A 17516-nucleotide genomic window follows, 5' to 3' on the forward strand; every position below is an offset into this window, starting at 1 on the left:
TTCCAATTGAGGGCGAGTTTCCGACGTGACATTTTCGGGCGTCGATAGTTCAGAAAGGGGACTTCCATGTTCAGTCCTGGAACACTCGTGCAGGTGCCGCAGTTTCGAGGAAAGATCCTGCTCGTCCTGGGCGCCGAAGCCCAGAACACGCGCTGCCTGTGGAGTTCTGAGAACGGCGCCATGGGGGAAGTGTTGATTCCCACGTCGCTCCTGCGCGAAGTCCCGTCGTCCGACTCTGTCCGCACCTCCGACGCCAGTCGAACGGGTGATACTTGCAGGCCCGGCGAAACGCTCCCGGGCGACTGGCTCCGCAAGGCGCAGACCGGCGCCTCATTCGACCCCTGACGGGGAGCTCCCCCCACTCCCCGCGGCAGGCCGGCGCCGGTCATGCCCGTCGATTTGCGCCCAGGCCCGCCAACAGGTTTTGAAGATGTCGCAAGCGATCGTGAATCCCCAGGAGCTGAGGGCTTTTGCCCAGAGGCTCAAGCAGTTCAACACCGTCCTCACCGACCAGGCGGCCATGCTGGCCACCCAGCTCGAGGCGCTCGGCTCCAGCTGGCGCGACCAGGAGAACCGCAAGTTCACGGAAGATTTCCACGAGCACCTGCGGCTTCTGGCCCAGTTCGTCGAAGCGAATAATCGTCACATCCCCTACCTCCTGCGCAAGGCGGAGCGGATCGACGAGTACCTGCAGCAGCGCTGACCGCACAACTCTCCTGACGCTTCCTCCCGACGGCGCCCCGCCGTCGATTTCAGGGACCGCCGGGATTGGCTGCGGTTCACCACCGGCTGATTCCGATCCCTCCCAAGGACCGGTGCGCCCGCGTGGTTTCCTGCTGGCTGCTGGTCGAAACGTCTGTCAGACTGAATGTCCCGGCCGACCGGCCCACCGTCACGCGGCGTCGCTGGCACTGAATCGAATATGCATACGCTCTCCAAGGTCTGCCTCGTTCTCGCTCTCCTGCTGGGGATGGGCGGCGCCTATCTCACCACGCAGGTGGCGAAGAAGCGGAACGCGATCGCCGAGACCATCGTCGCCGAAAAGAAGAAACGCGACGACAACATCAAGCAGATCGCGTCGCTCAAGATCACCCGCGGCAAGGAAGTGGATGAACTCGACCGCCTCATGTCGGAATGGGGGCGTCAGTGGACCACCAAGGGCCAGACCGACAAGATGATCGGCGCCATCCTGCTGAATATCGGTGCTCCGCAGGGCTTCGGTATCCAGCCGCCCAATCGTGGCGACCAGCCGGTCTATATTTTCCACCTTGATCCGGCCGGAACGTCCCGCTTCCTCGGTGAGTTCATCGTCTCCCCCGGAGCTCAGCAGCAGTCGGTCGTCCGCCTGAATCGCCGGCCTTATCCGCAGGAACTCGAGTCGTGGCCGGTCGACGGCGAGTTCCGGGTCCGCGAGCGCATTCCTCCCGGAGTCCGGGCGATCTTCCACGATCTCGTGACGAATCAGTCGATCGCCGACCAGATCGTCATCAACGAGACCGCCAAGCTGCAGATCCAGGACAACCACATCGCTGCGTCGCAGAAGACGCTCGATCGCCGGCTGGCCGAGCTGAATGGAGATCCGGCCGCCCCGCAGACTGCCGACCGGGAAATCGTCAGCGGCCTCGTCGACACCATTCGCGTCGAGGAAGCGGAGCGGAATGCGGTTCTGAAGGATGTCGATGCCCTCCGCCGGAGCCTCAGCGATCACTACGCCCGCCTCGAACGAGTTCTCGCCGAGAACAGGCAGGCGATTGAGGCGATGTCCGCTGGAACCGAAACCGCCGCCAGCACGCGTCCCCAGGCCAACTGATTCGGCCGAACCGAATCAGCCGGGATGGCTCAGGCAATCTCGACTTCTTCCACCGGGCCGTTGCTGGCCTCCGATCGTGATCGGGGCGGCGTCGACTGCGACAGCGCGCAACCCCTTCCGTGAGAGTGGAGGGGAACTCATGCGAGCGGACAGTCTCAGTTTCCCGACGGCCACCAACATGGGGATGCAGAGCGGGCTGCGCGACCGAGGCGTCGACTGCGGAACACGGCACCGGGGGCACCGCTGAAAAGTCCAGGGGAGGAACGGCAAGAATGCGGCATCGCACGCATACGTGTCCTCCTCGCTCTCCTTGAACCGCCGCACGTCGGTTGCGGAGAATGGCCCCACCTCGGCCATCCTTCCCTCTCTCCGCAAGCGAACCACCCATGACGAATCGATCGCTCTTCGTGCTGGCTCTATGGTGCCTGCTCACGGCCATGGCCCCGGCCGCAGACGGCAAGCGCCCCAACGTCCTGTTCATCATCTCTGACGACCTCAACAACCTCCTCGGCTGCTACGGCGACCCGCTCGCGAAAACACCCAACCTCGACCGGCTCGCCGCGCGCGGCGTCCTCTTCGACAAGGCCTACTGCACCTTCCCGCTCTGTGGCCCCAGTCGCAACTCGCTGCTCACCGGGCTCTATCCCAACAGCACCGGCATCATCCAGAACTCGCAGATCTTCCGGCAGACGATCCCCAACCAACTCAGCATGCCGCAGGCCTTCCGGCAGGCAGGCTACTTCGCCGGCCGCATCGGCAAGCTCTACCACTACAACGTCCCCAATTCGATCGGCACCAATGGCCATGACGACCCGGGATCATGGGAACTCGAACTCAATCCGGCCGGCGTCGACCGCCTCGATGAGCATCCGCACATCTTCTCGCTGACTCCGAAACAGTTCGGAGGCACGCTGAGCTGGTACGCCTCACCGCAGCCCGACGAAAAGCACACCGACGGCCTCGAGGCCGAAGACGCCCAGTGGGTACTCGAACGGTGCGCAAAGAAAACGGACCGGCCCTTCTTCCTGGCTGTCGGCTTCTTCAGGCCGCATACGCCCTACGTCGCCCCCAAGAAATACTTCGACATGCATCCCGCGGCGTCGATGCCGGTCGTCCAGGGAGTGAAGGAAGACCAGGCCGACATCCCGCCCGCCGGACTGGGGAGCTACAAGAAAGAACAGGACAAGCTGACGGACGATCTGCGGCGTGAAACGCGGCAGGCTTACAACGCGAGCATCAGCTTCATGGACGCTCAGGTCGGCAAGGTCGTCGACTCGCTCGACCGACTCGGGCTGTCGGACAACACCATCATCGTCTTCACGAGCGACCACGGTTATCACATGGGCGAACACGGCCTGTGGCAGAAGATGAGCATCTTCGAAGAAAGCGCCCGGGTGCCGCTGCTCATCGTCGCGCCTGGCGCGAAGAAGGGGAGCATTGCGAAAAGTCCGGTCTCGCATCTCGACCTTTTTCCGACGCTCGCCGAACTCTGCGGAGTGACCCCGCCGTCGAACATCCAGGGGCAGAGCCTCGCCCCGATGCTGAAGGATCCCTCGGCAACTGGACGCGGCTGGGCGCTGACCCAGGTGATGCGCGGCGGCGGAAGGAACCGCGCGTCAGTGGCAACGAACGTCGGCGCGGATGGAAAACGATTCTTCGGCTACAGCCTCCGCACCCCGCGCTGGCGCTACACCGAATGGGATGAAGGCCATCAGGGGCGTGAACTCTACGACCACGAAGCCGATCCGAAAGAGCTGACGAACCTCGCCGAGCGCTCGGAGCACGCGAAGACGATCGAGGAGCTTTCCAAAACGCTCCGCGAAGCGGCCAAGGCCAGCTTTCCGCCCTCCGGGACGATGCCAACCTTGAACGAAGGCCCGTTGTGGCCGCCGCTCCTGGTCGATCCGTGAGCATTCTTCTGGCGTGTGATGATGACCCGCGGACGACGTCCGCGGGTCAGACCATGGCCGGCTTCGACTCGGCCAGCTGCTTCGCCTGGGCGGCCGATGTGTCGATCGACAGGTCGATCCGGACTGACCACTTGCCGCTTTCGTCGGCCACGAACTCCCAGTGCGGAACGACGGCGCAGCTCTGGTGGACCAGTTCAAACCCGCCTTCCGACTGGCTCACCGTCTGGATCGGGAACGTCCAGATCCCCCCGAACTGCGACAGGTCGAGTGAAACGTCGAGTCCCAGCCATTCATCAACCAGGCCGATTCGCTCCGCGGATTCCAGCTGGTGAATGCTTTCCAGCCGACCGATCTGACGTCCGGCTCCATCGTAGAAGTAGCGGTCATCGGCGCCCGCGGCCATTGCCGCAAAGTTCAGTTCGACACCGAAATGGAACGGCTGGCCCGGCGGCAGGTCCGACAGGTCGTACCGGATCTCCAGCTGTCCGCCCGCATTGGCATCGAGCGACACCGTTTTCGTGACCGTGACCCGCTGGTCTCCGGCCTGCCCGGTGCGGGTCATCTCGACTTCGATCCGCTTGTCGTTGCGGCGAACGACCGATTCGTAGACGCCGACGACGAAATCGCCGATTTCTCCGTGACTGCGCTGGAACTCGTCGAGGCTGAGGCCCGGACGCAGGAAATGGTCGACGAGCGTTTTCCGCGGCCAGGCATCGTAGCTCAGACGCTTGTCAAGATCGGGCTGCTTGAAGGTGACCAGGTCGTGGATACTGACGGCGCCGCCGGTGTCGCCGTTGGATCCGGCGAGCACTTTCTTGTGATAGGCCTCGGGGCGGCGATTGAGGGTTGCCGCCAGGTTGACGCGCGCGGCGCGAACATCGAGTTCGTAGATGTGTCCGCCGCGGGCCGGAGCGATATAGGCGGCCAGACGATCGCTGGCGATCTTGATCTCCTGCCGGGCATCGAGATTGAAGTCCGCAATCTCGCGACTGGCCCAGCGGCCTGAGTGACCTTCCAGCTGTGAGAGCGCCGTGTCGGCCGAGATGAGATGCTTGTAGATCGCGTTTCGCAGATGCGGCAGATACAGGCCGCCGAACGCGCCATGCCAGTAGGGGCAGTTGCACTGGGCGCGGTAGAGCTCGGTGCGAGCGAGGTGGAGCAGGGCGGGATTCTGCTGCGCAGCGGGGGTCATCTGAGCCGATTCGAGCCGTGCGCTGACTTCGCGCATGCGGCAGTACATCTCGTTGCTCTCGGGATACTTCACTAGGAAGTTTCGCCAGAAGCCGGCCCGGACATACTGCTTGAGCTGTGGCCACGCTTCATCGTGTTCATACCGATGAACGAGGCCCTCGTAGACGAGCTGGCCTTCGGCAGGGAGGCACCACTCGGTCATTTCTCGGTAACTGCTGTCGGGAAGATAGACACGTCCCAGCGGCGGGACGTTGTCGACCGATTCACCGAGCGTGGTCGTCTTCAGCCAGCCCTGATTCTCGCGGAGCACGTCGAAGAACCGCCGCAGCCATCCGTCCCGGTAGACGTGATCCTTCGTGCCGGGCCAGGTTCCAAACTTTTCGCCGTCGTCTCCGAAAACAACGACCGCGTTCGGAGTCTGCCCGCCGACGTGACGCAGGTGGTCGATCGTTCTCCACGGGTCCTGGAAGGGAATCGTGTACCGGAGCGTCTCGCTGCCGGGGAACATCTTGAGCAGTCGGCCTTCGTCTTCCGTGAAGTAGTAGCCGTGGAGTTTCTCGGGCGGAATGCCCGCGCCACGGAAGTGGAAATCGTCAACAAGGGTGTATTCGATTCCGGCATCCGTGATGTCGCCGGCGAAGGTCTGTTCCCAGACTCGTTCCGGAACCCACATCCCGCGGACCGTCTGTCCGAAGAGCTGTTCGAGGTAGCGGGAATAGGAGCGGATCTGGCCGATGCGGTCGCGGCGGGGAATGCACGCCAGGATCGGTTCGTAGAAGGGGCCGCCAAGGATCTCGACCTGTTCTCGCGCGACGAACTCCTTCAGCCGGTCGATATACTCGGGATGATGGTCAACGAGCCATTCCAGCAGGCTGCCAGAGGTATGCAGCGAGATCTTCAGTTCAGGGTAATCGGCCAGAACATCCAGGAACGGGCGGTAGCTGTCCTGGTAAGCCCCTTCGAACACGCCGTCGAAGTTCCCCACCGGCTGGTGGTTATGCAGAGCGAGAACAAGGCGGACCGGCGAATGCACGCGAAACTCCCAAAGGCGGCGACTCCCCGATGGGCGCAAAGTCGCCTGTGACTGCGTGATAACAGTTTTTGACGACCCACTAAAGATAGTCTTGCGGACGCCTTGCTCCATCCCCGGCTTCCGGCGGATTTCGCGTGGTCCAGCTTGCCCATTGTGAACCGGGAGGAGCTCTGGCGCTCCCCCATCAGGGGCGCGTCGTGGTCGTCAGCGCACCGAACTGAAGCCGCAGTCGGTGATTGAAGTTCTGGCCGTAGTGGTTCAGAAACAGGTCGATCCGCTGCTTCGCCGGCTCGAGGAGGAGGGCTGCCGGGCTGCCGTGCTGGGTCACTCCGGCCCATTCGATCAGGCGGGCTCCGTTCCGCTTGTCGAGAACGATCAGCTTGAGTTCGGGAAGGTTCAGGGCATCGAGGACCTTCCGTCGGCGCTCGGGCACGGAATGCTCAGCCAGGATGACCACTGGCGAGTCGGCAAACCGAGCCGTCAGCAGCGAGGTGTCGCGGACCTGTTCCTTCCAGACCAAGCGACGCTCCCGCCGGTCGAACGCATACAGGTCGCCATTCAGCATGATGTTCGGAACGGAAACATGCGTGAATTCATAGGAGGGGTTGCGCTCCACGGCCACGTAAACACGATCTGCATCGGCAAGGACGTGCATCTCCCGCCGGGGGCTGCCGTTGGCGCCGGTCAGACGGCCGACGTCGGTTCGCACACCGGTGTCGACATCGATCACGAACACTTCCCCCGAGGGCTCGATTCCTGCCAGCTCACGGCCGGGGAGGTGATGAATCATGACCTCGTCGCTCAGGACCTGGCTCCAGACCACTTTGCCGGAGGCCGGCCTTTCAGAAACGATTCGCACCTGGGTTGAGAAGGGTCTCGGCAATCCCTGCCGCGTCAGCACAGTGTCGCCTTCCACGGCGAACGTCCGTTTGAGAACGGTCGCCAGTGAGTCGGTCGCAATTCTCTTCCCGTCCTGCAGGCGGAAGGCCGCCGACCCTCCGGTGGTCGTCGCCGAGACACAAACTGATTCCTCGTCCATCACCAGCGCGGCCGAGCCGGCCATCCCGTCGCGACGCCAGAGTTCCTCGCCCGTTCGAAGGTCGAACACCACGAGTTCCCGCTGACCGAGCAGCGAGAGTCGGCCGCCGGCAATCGCCATCAGGGGACCTTCACGCAGGCTTCCGATGTTCGACTGGAATTCGGTGACGGCCGTCGCAAGTGACCGGACGGGCTGATTGCTGACCTGCTCCTCCGCCCAGCCATATGCGACCGGCGAGGAGAACCGCTGGGGCAGAGGCCAGCTCCAGAGCATCCGCCGGTCATGCGGCGAGCAGACATGGAGCACCCCTCTCGAACAGATCGCCAGCACGCTGCCTCCGGCCGTTCCGTCCGGCGCCCATTCCTCGAAGGCAATTCCGTTCGACGCCAGCGGCATCGACCACTCACTTCGATGCGTGGCGCAATCGATCATCGACAATCCGGACCAGCTTCCGGCAAACTCGAACCGCTTCTCCGCCATCCATTCGGCCGGCCGTCCGCGCACCCAGACCGATCTGCCCGTCTCGTGGTCCCGTTCCGCGCCCAGTCGGACGACCTGTCCCCCCGTGAGACTCCAGCCCGACGTTGGCGAGCGACGTCCGTTCTCGGCCGTTGTGCCTTTCCTGGCATCGAGCCAGGCGCCGAGCATCGTTCTATCGGCCAGGGGAGTGGCTCGATCAAGCCCGGCGGCGATCTTCAACATCCGCGCAGCGTCGCGCGGAAAGCTGCAGTCGGCGTAGAGATCCGCCAGTCGTGTGGACGCGGCGGCCGCGATTCCGGGTTCTGGCGCGAGCGACAATGCCGACAATCTCATTTCCGCGAGCGCCAGCTCATTGCGGTCCGCGTCCGCCAATGCGAGCCGAAGCGAAAGTGCCCGCCCCAAAGGATGGAACCCGATCAGCCTCTCTGTCCTCGGCCCGTCGACGTCGAGTTTCTCGGCGTCGATGCTCGTCCGGACTGTGATCAGATTCGTGAGCTGCGCCTGGACTTGCTCCGGCGCGTGATTCGAGATCTCCAGCAACCGCCCCGACAACCAGATATCACCCCGAACGCTCAGCCCTCCGTCTTCAATCACCCCGGACGGAGACTCTGTCATTCGCCAACAGCGATCGAGCGCATCGTGCCATCGGAGACGTCCAATGGAGTCGTCGATCCTCATTCGCTCGACAAGTTGCTTCTGCTCGGGCGAATCGCCCAGTTTTTCCAGTTGTGTCCATGCCTGCTCATCGTCGGCCTTCGGTCCGGCGAGCAGGTTGGTGAGGCATTTCCATTGCAACGCCCGCGCCTCGGCCGCGAGTGGGCCTGCGCCGGCTGACAGCAGGTCGGCCGAGCCAATCTCCATCAGCGCCTGCTCGAATCGCTGGTCGCTTACGAGGCCTCGCGCCTTGCGAATGCGGCCTTCGAGGTCACGTGGGTTTCGGGCCAGACGGTCGTTCAGTTGGGTTTCAAAAGGCGCCTTCTGCCAGAGACCGACGACTCCGGTCGGACCGGATGCGAACACACGATTCCCATGGACACTCAGATTTCCCAGACGACCGGCCAGGGCGTCGTTCCGGAGAACTTCCTCGATGCCGCCGTCGGTAAGACGAAATCCGACAACGGCCCCTTCGAGGAACGGCAGCCAGTAGACGCCGTTGATGGCGACGCCGAGTCCGCAGGGAGTCAGCCCGGCGGGGTAAGGGGTCGACCACCGGGTGCTCCATCGATCGAGCGGAGGCCAGCCTTCGAGTCCCTGCTTTCCGAGGACGACGACCGTTTCGCCGTAGACGCCTCCGACCGCGATCGATTCTGCTTTTCCGCGACGGAACTTGACCCGCCCGGTCATCGCGTCGATGCGGTACAGGTGCGGCTCGGTCTGCATCGGCTCATCGGGCAGTTCGGGCGGCGCGAAAACCAGTTCGCCGCCGGAGAGGATGGGCGCCGTCTGAGCCCACCGTTCATTGATCTGCGACAATGAGTATTGAGGTTGATACCGGTCGCTGACTTCAGACGTCGCGTAGCGCGTGGCCCAGGCGAGCCGCCGCCGATGGCGGTCGACCGCGACGAGCCATCCCGCGTTTGTCGGGCAATAAATCAGCCCCTGGCTGACGGCCGGTGTGCAGGCCCACATCTGCCGCACGAAGTCTTCTTCGATTCTTGTGGTGTCGTACTCCGCGATCAGCTGCTTCCATTTTGGAAGGCCCGTCGACGCTTCGAGGCAGTACAGGTTGATATCGGCTCCGGCCGCCCCGATTACAAACAGCTCGGTCCCATCGACGGTTGGCGGCCCGAAGAAGTACACGCCAGACAGCGGCGACTCAAAGGGGGCATCCTGGCTCGATCCCCCGGTGGTCCACAGCGTCCGGCCGGTGGTGAAATCGAGCGCGACGACCGTGTTGAACGCCTGGTCCTCGCGCCGTTCGGAGTCGGTGCTCCCGTACAGATCGAACGTGTTCATCAGCAGGGCCGACTTTCGTCCGATCACGAACACTCTCTGTCCGTCGGTCGAGATCTGACCAAGAGCCGCGTCACGGTAGAAGAAGCTCGACAGGGGGTGGCCTTCGTGGTTGTCGGCCGGCCCGAGCGTCAGCGCCGAGGCTCCAGGCGTCGTTCCTTCCCGCGTCAGCACCGCTTCGGCCGTGTTCCGTCCTCGCGTTCTCCAGAGCAGCCGGCCTGTCGCCGCTTCACGGGCCTCGACACCTCCGAGGGAGCGGACGGCCATCAGGTCGCCGGCGGCGACCACATTCGCAACGGGGATCGGGCGGTGTCCGGCCGCGAACAGGTCCTCCTGCCGCAGTTCCACTTCCTCCTGGAGCAGCGGAACCTGTGAGGCCATTGACGACCATTCTTCCAGCAGGAGCGGCTGATCTCCGGCGACTGAATTCCAGCGGCCGGGACCGCCGTAGACCTCCGTCCAGTTTGCCGAAGAGAGCCTGGGAAAGTCCCTTGCCGGCACGAGCTTTTCGAGAATGGCCTCCGATCGGCTTTTCCATTCCGGGGTCGTGGTTCCTTCGGCGCCATCATGCTCGAGTTCCCGAGACCACTGCGCCGCTGCGACCAGGTCTCCTGCATCGGCCAGCAGCATGGCTGCTTCGTCCGCGGCCTGTTGCCCTGCGGGTGTCGAGCGGAACCGCGACGCGACCAGGCAAAGTGCTGCGAAGTCTCCGTTGGCGTGCGCGGTGGCCAGTTCCTCACTCGCCACGGCCGCGTACTGGTTCTGGTAGAGCCGATGGCCCTCTTCGGGAAGCGCGAGCAGCCTTTCTTCGGCGAGCCGTTTGGCCGATACCCAGCCAGGTCCTTTCTGGACCAGGGCGTCTTCAGGCAGATCGACGATGTACTGCAGCCGCTGGATCACCTGCGCCCACTGCCGACTGGCGATCAACGAGTCGCAGAGTTCGAAGCTGCGCGTGATTTCCCGCGAAGCGGCCGCTGCGTGGCGGTCGATAAGGTCGAGCTTTCGGGGTTCCTGCAAGCCGGCGCCAAACAGGTTCCTGAAAAACTGGCCAACCGGATCGTTCTGCGCATGCGCGACCGTCCCTGAAGCGAGCAGCCCACCCAGGACGAGAATTCGCCAAACACGACCGCAACTGGATATCGCCGGGCTTCCGCGACGCCCGGGCGTCGGTCTCCATGAATCTGACATCCGCACTCGCCACCCGGTGCCGGAAATGACACTAATCCGAGTCGCCGCACATCCGGGCGACGCCTCGAATGTAGTCGAGGGCCGTATCGATGTCTGGAGCAGTTCCGCCGGGGACGCGGCCGGCGGCATCACAGCGGGCCAGCGTCATCAACTCCTCGTAGTCGGGCGATTCCCGCAGCCGCCGCTTCGCCCTGGCGCCGAGCGTGCCTTCGCGGAGACGATGGGCGTCATGGTGATTGGCGATGAGCCATTCGGTCCGCTCGGTGACATGCCCTTTCAGCGCCGACAGTGCCGCGTCGACATGGGCCAGCGGGTCGATTGCCTTCCCAACGTCGTGGAGCAGGGCGGCCAGCAGGAACTCCTCATCATAGGGAGATTGCTGCCGGGCCAGTTCGAAGACCTGCAGGCTGTGATACAGCGCATCCCCCTCGGGGTGACTCGACTTCCGCTGCTGCACGCTGGCCAGGGGCGCGAGCAGCATGCGGTAGACGTCGAATCGATTGGGGCTGAAGCACTCGTCACCGCTCGCCCGTGCGGCTCCGTCGGGATCGACTCGTGACAACCGCTTCTCGAGTCGGGGGAGGGACAGGGCCGGGATGAGCCGTCCCGTCGAAACGTGTCGCAGCTTCCGATTCGCCAGTGCCTCGGGATAGCACACCACTCGCGTTTCAAAGTCGTCGCGATAGCGAAACAGGGTACGCGGACGCGCCTGGCCGCCTCGCCTGTGAACTCCGTCGATCCGTTCGAACGGCTGAAATGCGATGGCCTGTCCGACCGCATCGGGATCATCGGAGAAGACGATGACGCGCAGATGTCTGTGATGTCGCGTCGCGCCGGCGACGACGCTGCCAACCAGTCGCGGACGCCAGGCTTCGAGCCGCCGCATCAGAGCGGCGGCTGCCTGCAGCGTCTGGCTCCTGTTGTCAAAGCGGACATCGCCTTCGTGCATCCACGACATCTGTTGCAGATGCATCCGGATTTCGGCCGGCGATGGAAATTCATCGGGTTTCAGCCAGCCCCGGAACATGTGCCGCGCCGCGCGCAGAGTGGCTCGATATGGATCATGTTCCTGCCGGCGAAAGATCAGGCGGGCCGCCTCGATCGCCACCTGCTGCCGCAATTTGTCTTGAGACATCGCGAAGCCGCCCATCAATGGGCGTGATACGCCTGCCCGCAACGCGTTCCCTGGAAAATCCCGGCGTGCGTCAGGCTCATGGAATCCTACGAGCAGCTTGTTCCAGTCTCAAGATGGGAACCGTGATCGAAAACGTGTTGCAGGAATCCGGGATGACGCTTGACCATCCGATCAACCGAACAAGGCCGCTTCCCCGGGGGAGGAAGCGGCCTCGTCGGCCTTCACGCCGGCCCACCCGTCACTTCGTCGCTTTCAGCTCCTCGACGAGCTTCTTCAGTTCTTCGACGTCCTTCCGCAGGCCTTTGATCTCTTCGAGCACGGCGCCGCCTTGTGCGCCCGGTTCATTCGCAAAAAAGTGGCGGCGTTCCATCATCGCCGGGCCGAAGTAGATCGTCGCATCAGTCGCATGCCGCCGGGCATCTGCCTGCTCGTTCGACTTCGGAACGACACGCACCATCAGCGCTTTTCCGCTGCGGACCAGTTCCAGGTCGATCTCCTGACCGTCGGCGTCTTTCACGACTTTTGTCAGTTCTCCAGGCGAACCGACAGGTTCGCCGGCCGCTTTGAGGATCAGGTCGAACTTCTGCACGCCGGCCTTCGCGGCCGGACTCTGTTCGACGACGGACTGGACGACCACGGCCTTCGATTCGGGCTTGCCGATCTGCGACAGCACTACTTCCGGAGCTTCGACGACCTGGACTCCGATCACAAACTTCGGTGGCTCCGTACCGGCTTTGTCGTTGATCCGTTCTGTCAGTTTGCCAATCAGCGTCTGCAGTTCTTCCGCATCGCCCGATTGCACATCCCCGCTGAACGTGAACGCGCCCTGCGGTCGAACACCCTGACGCAGCGTCATCAGCCCGCCGTCCACCGTGATCAGTTCAAATGACTTCCCGTCGGGAGAGACGACTTTGACCTGGCCGCGCGCCGCGGGATGCGGACCTTCTTTCAACCTGAGGACATCCTTCACGATTCGCTCCCCCTTCTCGGTTGGAGCACCGTCCGGTTTCACGACCCGGAGCTTCAAGGATTTGCCCTCCTTCGGCCCCTCGTTCTCCTGCTTCGGAGGTTCCGCCTTTTCGGGGGCGCCGTCGAGAACTTCTCCATCGACGTTGGCAATCACGACGACTTCATCGTCACCTTCTGCGAGCGCCTCATCCGTCTGAGCGACGGCCGGCGACATCAGGGCGGCCTGGGCAATCATCGGAAGCGTCCATGCGAATCGCCTGGTCCATTGAAACATGACTGACTCCCTGTCGAATTCGTTCTTGATGGTTCTGAGACTGACAATGATTCCAAGCCCGCGAACTAAAGTGTGCGGGACGTCGGCTCTACTGCACGGCGTAACTCACTCCGCTCACTTCAACCGGCACGAACACCATGTCACCGCCCTCAAGTGGAATCGAAAGGACATTCCGTTCGCTCGTCACCCGGTAGCCGTCCTGGGCCAGTGCATTGGCTTCGTCGGCAGTGGGCCAGAGAGCGATCTCCGGGCCGTCTTCCAGGGCCTGCCGGTCGTACACGGGGATCGCGATGTCTTCGCTCCCGGAACCGGTCAACGGCAACTTCAGGACGGCCGTGGGGACCGCTCGACCGGGCGAGCCGACCGGGGAACTCGGCGCGCCAGCATCTGCGAATGTGCGATTGGATGTCTCCTTCTCGGGCCGCGCTGCGATCAACGGGGCAGCCGCATCGGGGCCCTCCGATGCGGGCCGAGCGGTCCGCGTACCCAGCCAGAACGCCGCAGAGATCGAAGCGGCGACGGCCAGTGATTGCACCACACCGACTCGCGACCGCTGGCGCTGCCCGGTCCCATTCAGCACCGGGAGGTGCTGCCTGAGCGGCGTACCGCTGCGAAACTCTGCGGCCGATGCGTCGAAATCCTGGTTCTCGAGGAATGCCAGCGCGAGCGATTTCCAGCCGTCCTGCGCTGCTTCGATTCGTTCCAAAAACGCGAGTCGTTCCAGTGGTGGGAGTTCACCATCCACGCACCGCTGAAGCTCCAGTTCATTGATTGGCATCATCATTCGTTCGCTTCTCCCGGATCCTGCCCCCGCAGCAGCCCCCGCAGGAGCCGTCGGGCCTTCAGCAGACGGTGTTCGACAGTATGGGACGTGCAGCCCAGGTGGTCGGCGATGGCCTGGTACGTCCAGTGATGGGCGTGCTTGAGCAGGAACACGTCCCGCTCGATCTGGGGGAGTTGGTCGATCGCGGCTCTCAGGCTGGCGGCCTGCTCCGCTTCGGCAAAATGTTCGAGCAATGTTGTGGGGTTCCGCCCCGTTGTGTGCATCGCCGCCATCCAGCGACGAAGGAAGTTTCTTTGTCGGCCGTCCGATCGGCGCCTCGTCAGGCAGAGCCTGATGGTGATTCGATACAGCCAGGGGGCGGCTTCATCGGCGATCATGGGGCGCCGCACGGCGCCGAAAACCCGGGCGGAGAGTTCCTGCATCACGTCGTCGACGTCGTTCCAGCCGCCCAACCGGCCGCGAACCACCGTCCGGAGCCATGGGGCGTGCCGCTTCAGTTGCTCCGGCCAGTTGACGGACAACCGGGAGGCTTGCTCGGGCAAATCGTCGAGGAGAGCGGGTTGTTCCATGTCTGACAGAAAAACGCCAGAGTCATCAGTTCCCGGGTCAGAATCCTTCAATGGCTGGAAGTTTTCCGGACATTTCAGCACGATTTCAGTCGATGGCCAATTCTCTTCAACCGCAGCCGTTCTCCGACGTCGAGCTGGCGGGTTATCTCGACGAACTCCTTCCCGACGGCCGCGCGGCGACCGTCGAAGCGGCGCTTCGGGAATCCGCCGCATTGCGGCAGCGGGTCTCCGGACTGATCCGTGAACGGGACCAGGGGGGGCATACGATTGGTGAAATCTGGCGTCGTCGCCGACTGAGTTGCCCGACGCGGAGCGACCTCGGAGCATTCCTGATGGGGGTGATGGAACCGGCCCGTGCCGACTATGTGCGGTTCCACATCCACGAGATCGGCTGCCGCTTCTGCGAGGCGAACCTTGTCGATCTCGAGAACGCCTCGAAGCAGGTCGATGGCGAGGCCGAACCTCGCCGTCGGCGGTTCTTCGAGTCGTCGGCCGGGCGGCTGAAGTCGTAGCCGCCGGCGAATCCCGCTCAGCCGTCCCGCAGCCGCCACATTCCGCGGTGGATCGGCAGTCCCAGCTTCCGTTTCTTGCGTTCGAAGCTGGTGTGGTAGTCGAGATCGTTCTCCGGTGTGCGCTCGTCGGGCGGTGTGAGGGTTTCGAACCGAGGATCGTTGTCCATCAGGGCCGAGATGACGCCGAAGTATTCCTCGACGTCGGTCCAGGAATGGATGTAGCCGCGGGGCTTGAGAAGGTTGACGGCGAGATTGACGAAGCGGTCGTTGAAGACTCGCCGAGAGCGATGCCGCCGCTTCCACCACGGGTCGGGGAAGTAGACGTGGATGGCATCGACGGAATTCGGCGGGAGGACTTTCTCGAAGGCCTGGAAAACGTCCCCGCCGATAATGCGTCCGTTGGGGGATTCCAGCTTCTGAAGGCGCTTCGCTCCACGGCGGGCCTCTTTGAATTCGAGCTCGATCCCGAGGAAGTTCGTCCCTGGCCGGGTACGCGAGGCCGTGTAGACGAACAGGCCACGGCCGCATCCGACATCGATCTCGACCGGGTGGTCGTTGCCGAAGAATTTCGACCAGTCCATGCGGCCGTGCTGCTCGACGAACCCATGCAGCGGCTGGAACCAGGGAAAGAGGTCAGTCAGCGGAATACGACGCATCGTGGGTGACGCACACTACGGGGCCAAACTATTCTGGACCCTTCATCCTATGGACTGAGGCAGGCTGGCAGTATGGAAGAGACCGGATTCGGGATTCTGGCAACGAGTCGGGCGGAATCGACGGCGGCAACGCTCGGGCTGGCGATCCTTTCGTCCTGCTTCCTGCTGATGGTCTATCGGCCCAGGCGAACGGAGCTCGAAGGAACGCCTCATCGCGTTCCGCTGATCGCCCTGTTCCTGGCGGTCGGCTGGGTGATGCTGGCCGCCGGCGCGCATTTTCTCGTCGATCCCAGTCAACCGCCGCGGACCCTGTCCGTGTCGGACATCTGGATGGATTGCGCCCAGAGCGTGGTCGTGCTGGTCATCCTTGCGTCGGCCTACCTGATCCCGAGGTCGATCGGGTCGATTCAGTCGACGCTGACGCCCGTGCCATCGGAGGACGCCGTTGAAGACGTAACGGCTCCCGAGCCCGTGCCGCAGTCGAAGTTCCTGCCGGAAGACTGGGGGCATCACCTGTCAGTCGGGCTGACGGTCGGACTGGCCGCCATGCTCCCTACTTTGCTTCTAGGCTACTGGATCGCCCGAGATCGCGACCCGAGCGAGTCCCACATCCTGCTCCGGACTCTGCAGGGGAAGGGGTGGGATTTCCTGGCGCCGATCGTTCTGACCGCTGCTGTGCTGGCGCCGCTCCTTGAGGAACTCTTGTTCCGCGTGATCCTGCAGGGCTGGTTGTCGGATTCCGTCCAGAAGTCAGCTATTCCGCTGACGGCCGGAATCTTCGCGCTGATTCATGGGGCGAGCGACGCGGCGCTGCTGGTTCCGCTGGCGCTGAGCCTGGGGTTCCTGTACGAGTACCGCCGCAGTTATCTCGAGGTGGTCGCCGCCCACGCCGCGTTCAACGGGGCCAACCTGTTTGCGGCGATCAATGCCGTTTGATCCGGCCGGGCAACGACGTGACCGACTTTGCCGGTTGCACCGATCCTCCTAGACTGTCGCGTCGATGGCATGATCCGGCTCGACTGGCCCAGTCACGCCGGCCGCGCGAACTGCGACCGGCCGCGGCCGAGGACCGACTCAAACTCCTGCTTTTGCCGGAAGTTCATCCGAATGGCCCCCCTGCGGCCTGCCGATGCCATTGATGGAACGCCTTCACACCCAGCGCACGGAATGACTGTCGATTCTTCACTCGTCGATCGCATCGTGCACGGGGTGCTGCAGCAGTTGCGGACTCCCGGTCCATTCGCTGCAAAACCGGTCCCGCCAGCCGCGGCGCCGCTCTCCGCTCCCGCCCCCCGGCCCGCCGCGGACTGCCGCATCGGGCAGCCCGTCATTACCGCGCGGCTGATCGAAGAGCTGGTTCCCAAGACTGCGACTGGCGTTGTCGTCGCTCAGCGGGCGGTTGTCACGCCGGCGGCCCTCGATGTCGTGCGGGCCCGCAAACTGACGATCCGACGCGAAGCGGCGGCGGCCCCCGAGACTTCGCCACCGGCCCGCACGCTGACGGTGATCGTGCGAAACACGCCAGCCGTCGAGCGCCTTGGCCGGCAGAATCGCTGGCGTCGGGAACTCCTGGGGTGCCCCGATGACGCCGCGGCGCTGGCGATCAGCACGCTGTCCCGCGGGGACGCCGATCGCGTGGTGATCTTCGCGGCCCAGTCGCATCGCGCGGCGTGCCTGGCGAATCGCAATTCGGCGGTCAAAGCGGCCGCGATCGCGTCGTTCGACGATCTCCGCAGCGTGCTCGAGCAGCTGCGGGTGAATGTTCTCTGCGTCGATCCGACGGGACGCACGGACTTTGAACTGACCCGGATCATCGACCTCTTCGAGAAGCCGCGCCCGGTGCGTTCGAAAGCGGAGTGAAGTTGAGGGGGATCGGCTGCGATGTCGGGGCGATGTCTCTAAGTCATGTTCTGAAAGCAGGTTCCGTCTTCACCTGCAGGCCCGTGTGGACGATTTCGAAGGGCGATCTGAAGAATCTGGCGCTTGATTGCCAGATTCTGCAAACCAATGGCC

14 protein-coding genes are annotated in these 17516 nt (G+C 63.7%); 7 read left to right on the forward strand and 7 right to left on the reverse strand.

Annotated elements, in window-relative coordinates:
- Nucleotides 1–66 precede the first annotated feature (66 nt).
- From Pan44_RS02845 to Pan44_RS02860, 4 genes are all read left to right on the forward strand, one after another.
- Nucleotides 67–345 carry a hypothetical protein gene (locus tag Pan44_RS02845; protein ID WP_145027043.1) on the forward strand — a complete coding sequence of 93 codons (279 nt, stop codon included), beginning with the start codon at nt 67–69 and terminating at the stop codon, nt 343–345.
- Nucleotides 346–430: 85 nt separating this feature from the next.
- Entirely contained in the window at nt 431–703 is a 273-nt protein-coding gene (locus tag Pan44_RS02850; protein ID WP_145027045.1) for a WXG100 family type VII secretion target, read from the forward strand.
- 219 nt (nt 704–922) lie between these two features.
- On the forward strand, nt 923–1810 hold the full coding sequence (locus Pan44_RS02855) for a hypothetical protein (RefSeq protein ID WP_145027047.1): 888 nt from the start codon (nt 923–925) through the stop codon (nt 1808–1810).
- A 386-nt stretch (nt 1811–2196) separates the two neighbouring features.
- Nucleotides 2197–3720 carry a sulfatase gene (locus Pan44_RS02860; RefSeq protein ID WP_145027049.1) on the forward strand — a complete coding sequence of 508 codons (1524 nt, stop codon included), beginning with the start codon at nt 2197–2199 and terminating at the stop codon, nt 3718–3720.
- Nucleotides 3721–3766: 46 nt separating this feature from the next.
- Here Pan44_RS02860 and Pan44_RS02865 read toward each other — a convergent pair whose 3' ends face one another.
- From Pan44_RS02865 to Pan44_RS02890, 6 genes are all read right to left on the reverse strand, one after another.
- The gene (locus Pan44_RS02865) at nt 3767–5944 is read right to left on the reverse strand and encodes an alpha-amylase/4-alpha-glucanotransferase domain-containing protein (protein WP_197453785.1); all 2178 of its coding nucleotides are present in this window, start codon (nt 5942–5944) and stop codon (nt 3767–3769) included.
- 184 nt (nt 5945–6128) lie between these two features.
- Nucleotides 6129–10433: an outer membrane protein assembly factor BamB family protein gene (locus tag Pan44_RS02870; protein ID WP_197453786.1), complete on the reverse strand. Its 4305-nt coding sequence runs from the start codon at nt 10431–10433 to the stop codon at nt 6129–6131.
- A 202-nt stretch (nt 10434–10635) separates the two neighbouring features.
- The gene (locus Pan44_RS02875) at nt 10636–11739 is read right to left on the reverse strand and encodes an HD domain-containing protein (protein ID WP_197453787.1); all 1104 of its coding nucleotides are present in this window, start codon (nt 11737–11739) and stop codon (nt 10636–10638) included.
- Between the two features lie 238 nt (nt 11740–11977).
- Nucleotides 11978–12982, reverse strand: a complete 1005-nt coding sequence (locus Pan44_RS02880; protein ID WP_145027057.1) for a PDZ domain-containing protein — start codon at nt 12980–12982, stop codon at nt 11978–11980.
- A gap of 88 nt (nt 12983–13070) precedes the next feature.
- The gene (locus Pan44_RS02885; protein WP_145027059.1) at nt 13071–13766 is read right to left on the reverse strand and encodes a hypothetical protein; all 696 of its coding nucleotides are present in this window, start codon (nt 13764–13766) and stop codon (nt 13071–13073) included.
- The gene (locus Pan44_RS02890) at nt 13763–14335 is read right to left on the reverse strand and encodes an RNA polymerase sigma factor (protein ID WP_197453788.1); all 573 of its coding nucleotides are present in this window, start codon (nt 14333–14335) and stop codon (nt 13763–13765) included. Before Pan44_RS02890 ends, Pan44_RS02885 begins: the two co-directional genes overlap by 4 nt.
- Nucleotides 14336–14427: 92 nt before the next feature.
- On the opposite strand from Pan44_RS02890, the gene Pan44_RS02895 reads away from it, so the two are divergent.
- Nucleotides 14428–14847 (forward strand): hypothetical protein, encoded by a 420-nt coding sequence (locus tag Pan44_RS02895; RefSeq protein ID WP_145027063.1) that lies wholly within the window; start codon nt 14428–14430, stop codon nt 14845–14847.
- A gap of 17 nt (nt 14848–14864) precedes the next feature.
- Here Pan44_RS02895 and trmB read toward each other — a convergent pair whose 3' ends face one another.
- Nucleotides 14865–15503, reverse strand: a complete 639-nt coding sequence (trmB, locus tag Pan44_RS02900) for a tRNA (guanosine(46)-N7)-methyltransferase TrmB (RefSeq protein WP_145027066.1) — start codon at nt 15501–15503, stop codon at nt 14865–14867.
- 72 nt (nt 15504–15575) lie between these two features.
- Here trmB and Pan44_RS02905 point away from each other — a divergent pair, with 72 nt between their 5' ends.
- Both Pan44_RS02905 and Pan44_RS02910 read left to right on the forward strand, forming a co-directional pair.
- The gene (locus Pan44_RS02905) at nt 15576–16439 is read left to right on the forward strand and encodes a CPBP family intramembrane glutamic endopeptidase (RefSeq protein ID WP_145027068.1); all 864 of its coding nucleotides are present in this window, start codon (nt 15576–15578) and stop codon (nt 16437–16439) included.
- A gap of 231 nt (nt 16440–16670) precedes the next feature.
- A complete protein-coding gene (locus Pan44_RS02910; RefSeq protein ID WP_145027070.1) occupies nt 16671–17363 on the forward strand; it encodes a hypothetical protein in 693 nt (230 codons plus the stop codon).
- The last annotated feature ends 153 nt before the right edge of the window (nt 17364–17516 follow it).

Source organism: Caulifigura coniformis (assembly GCF_007745175.1).
Lineage (GTDB): Bacteria > Planctomycetota > Planctomycetia > Planctomycetales > Planctomycetaceae > Caulifigura > Caulifigura coniformis.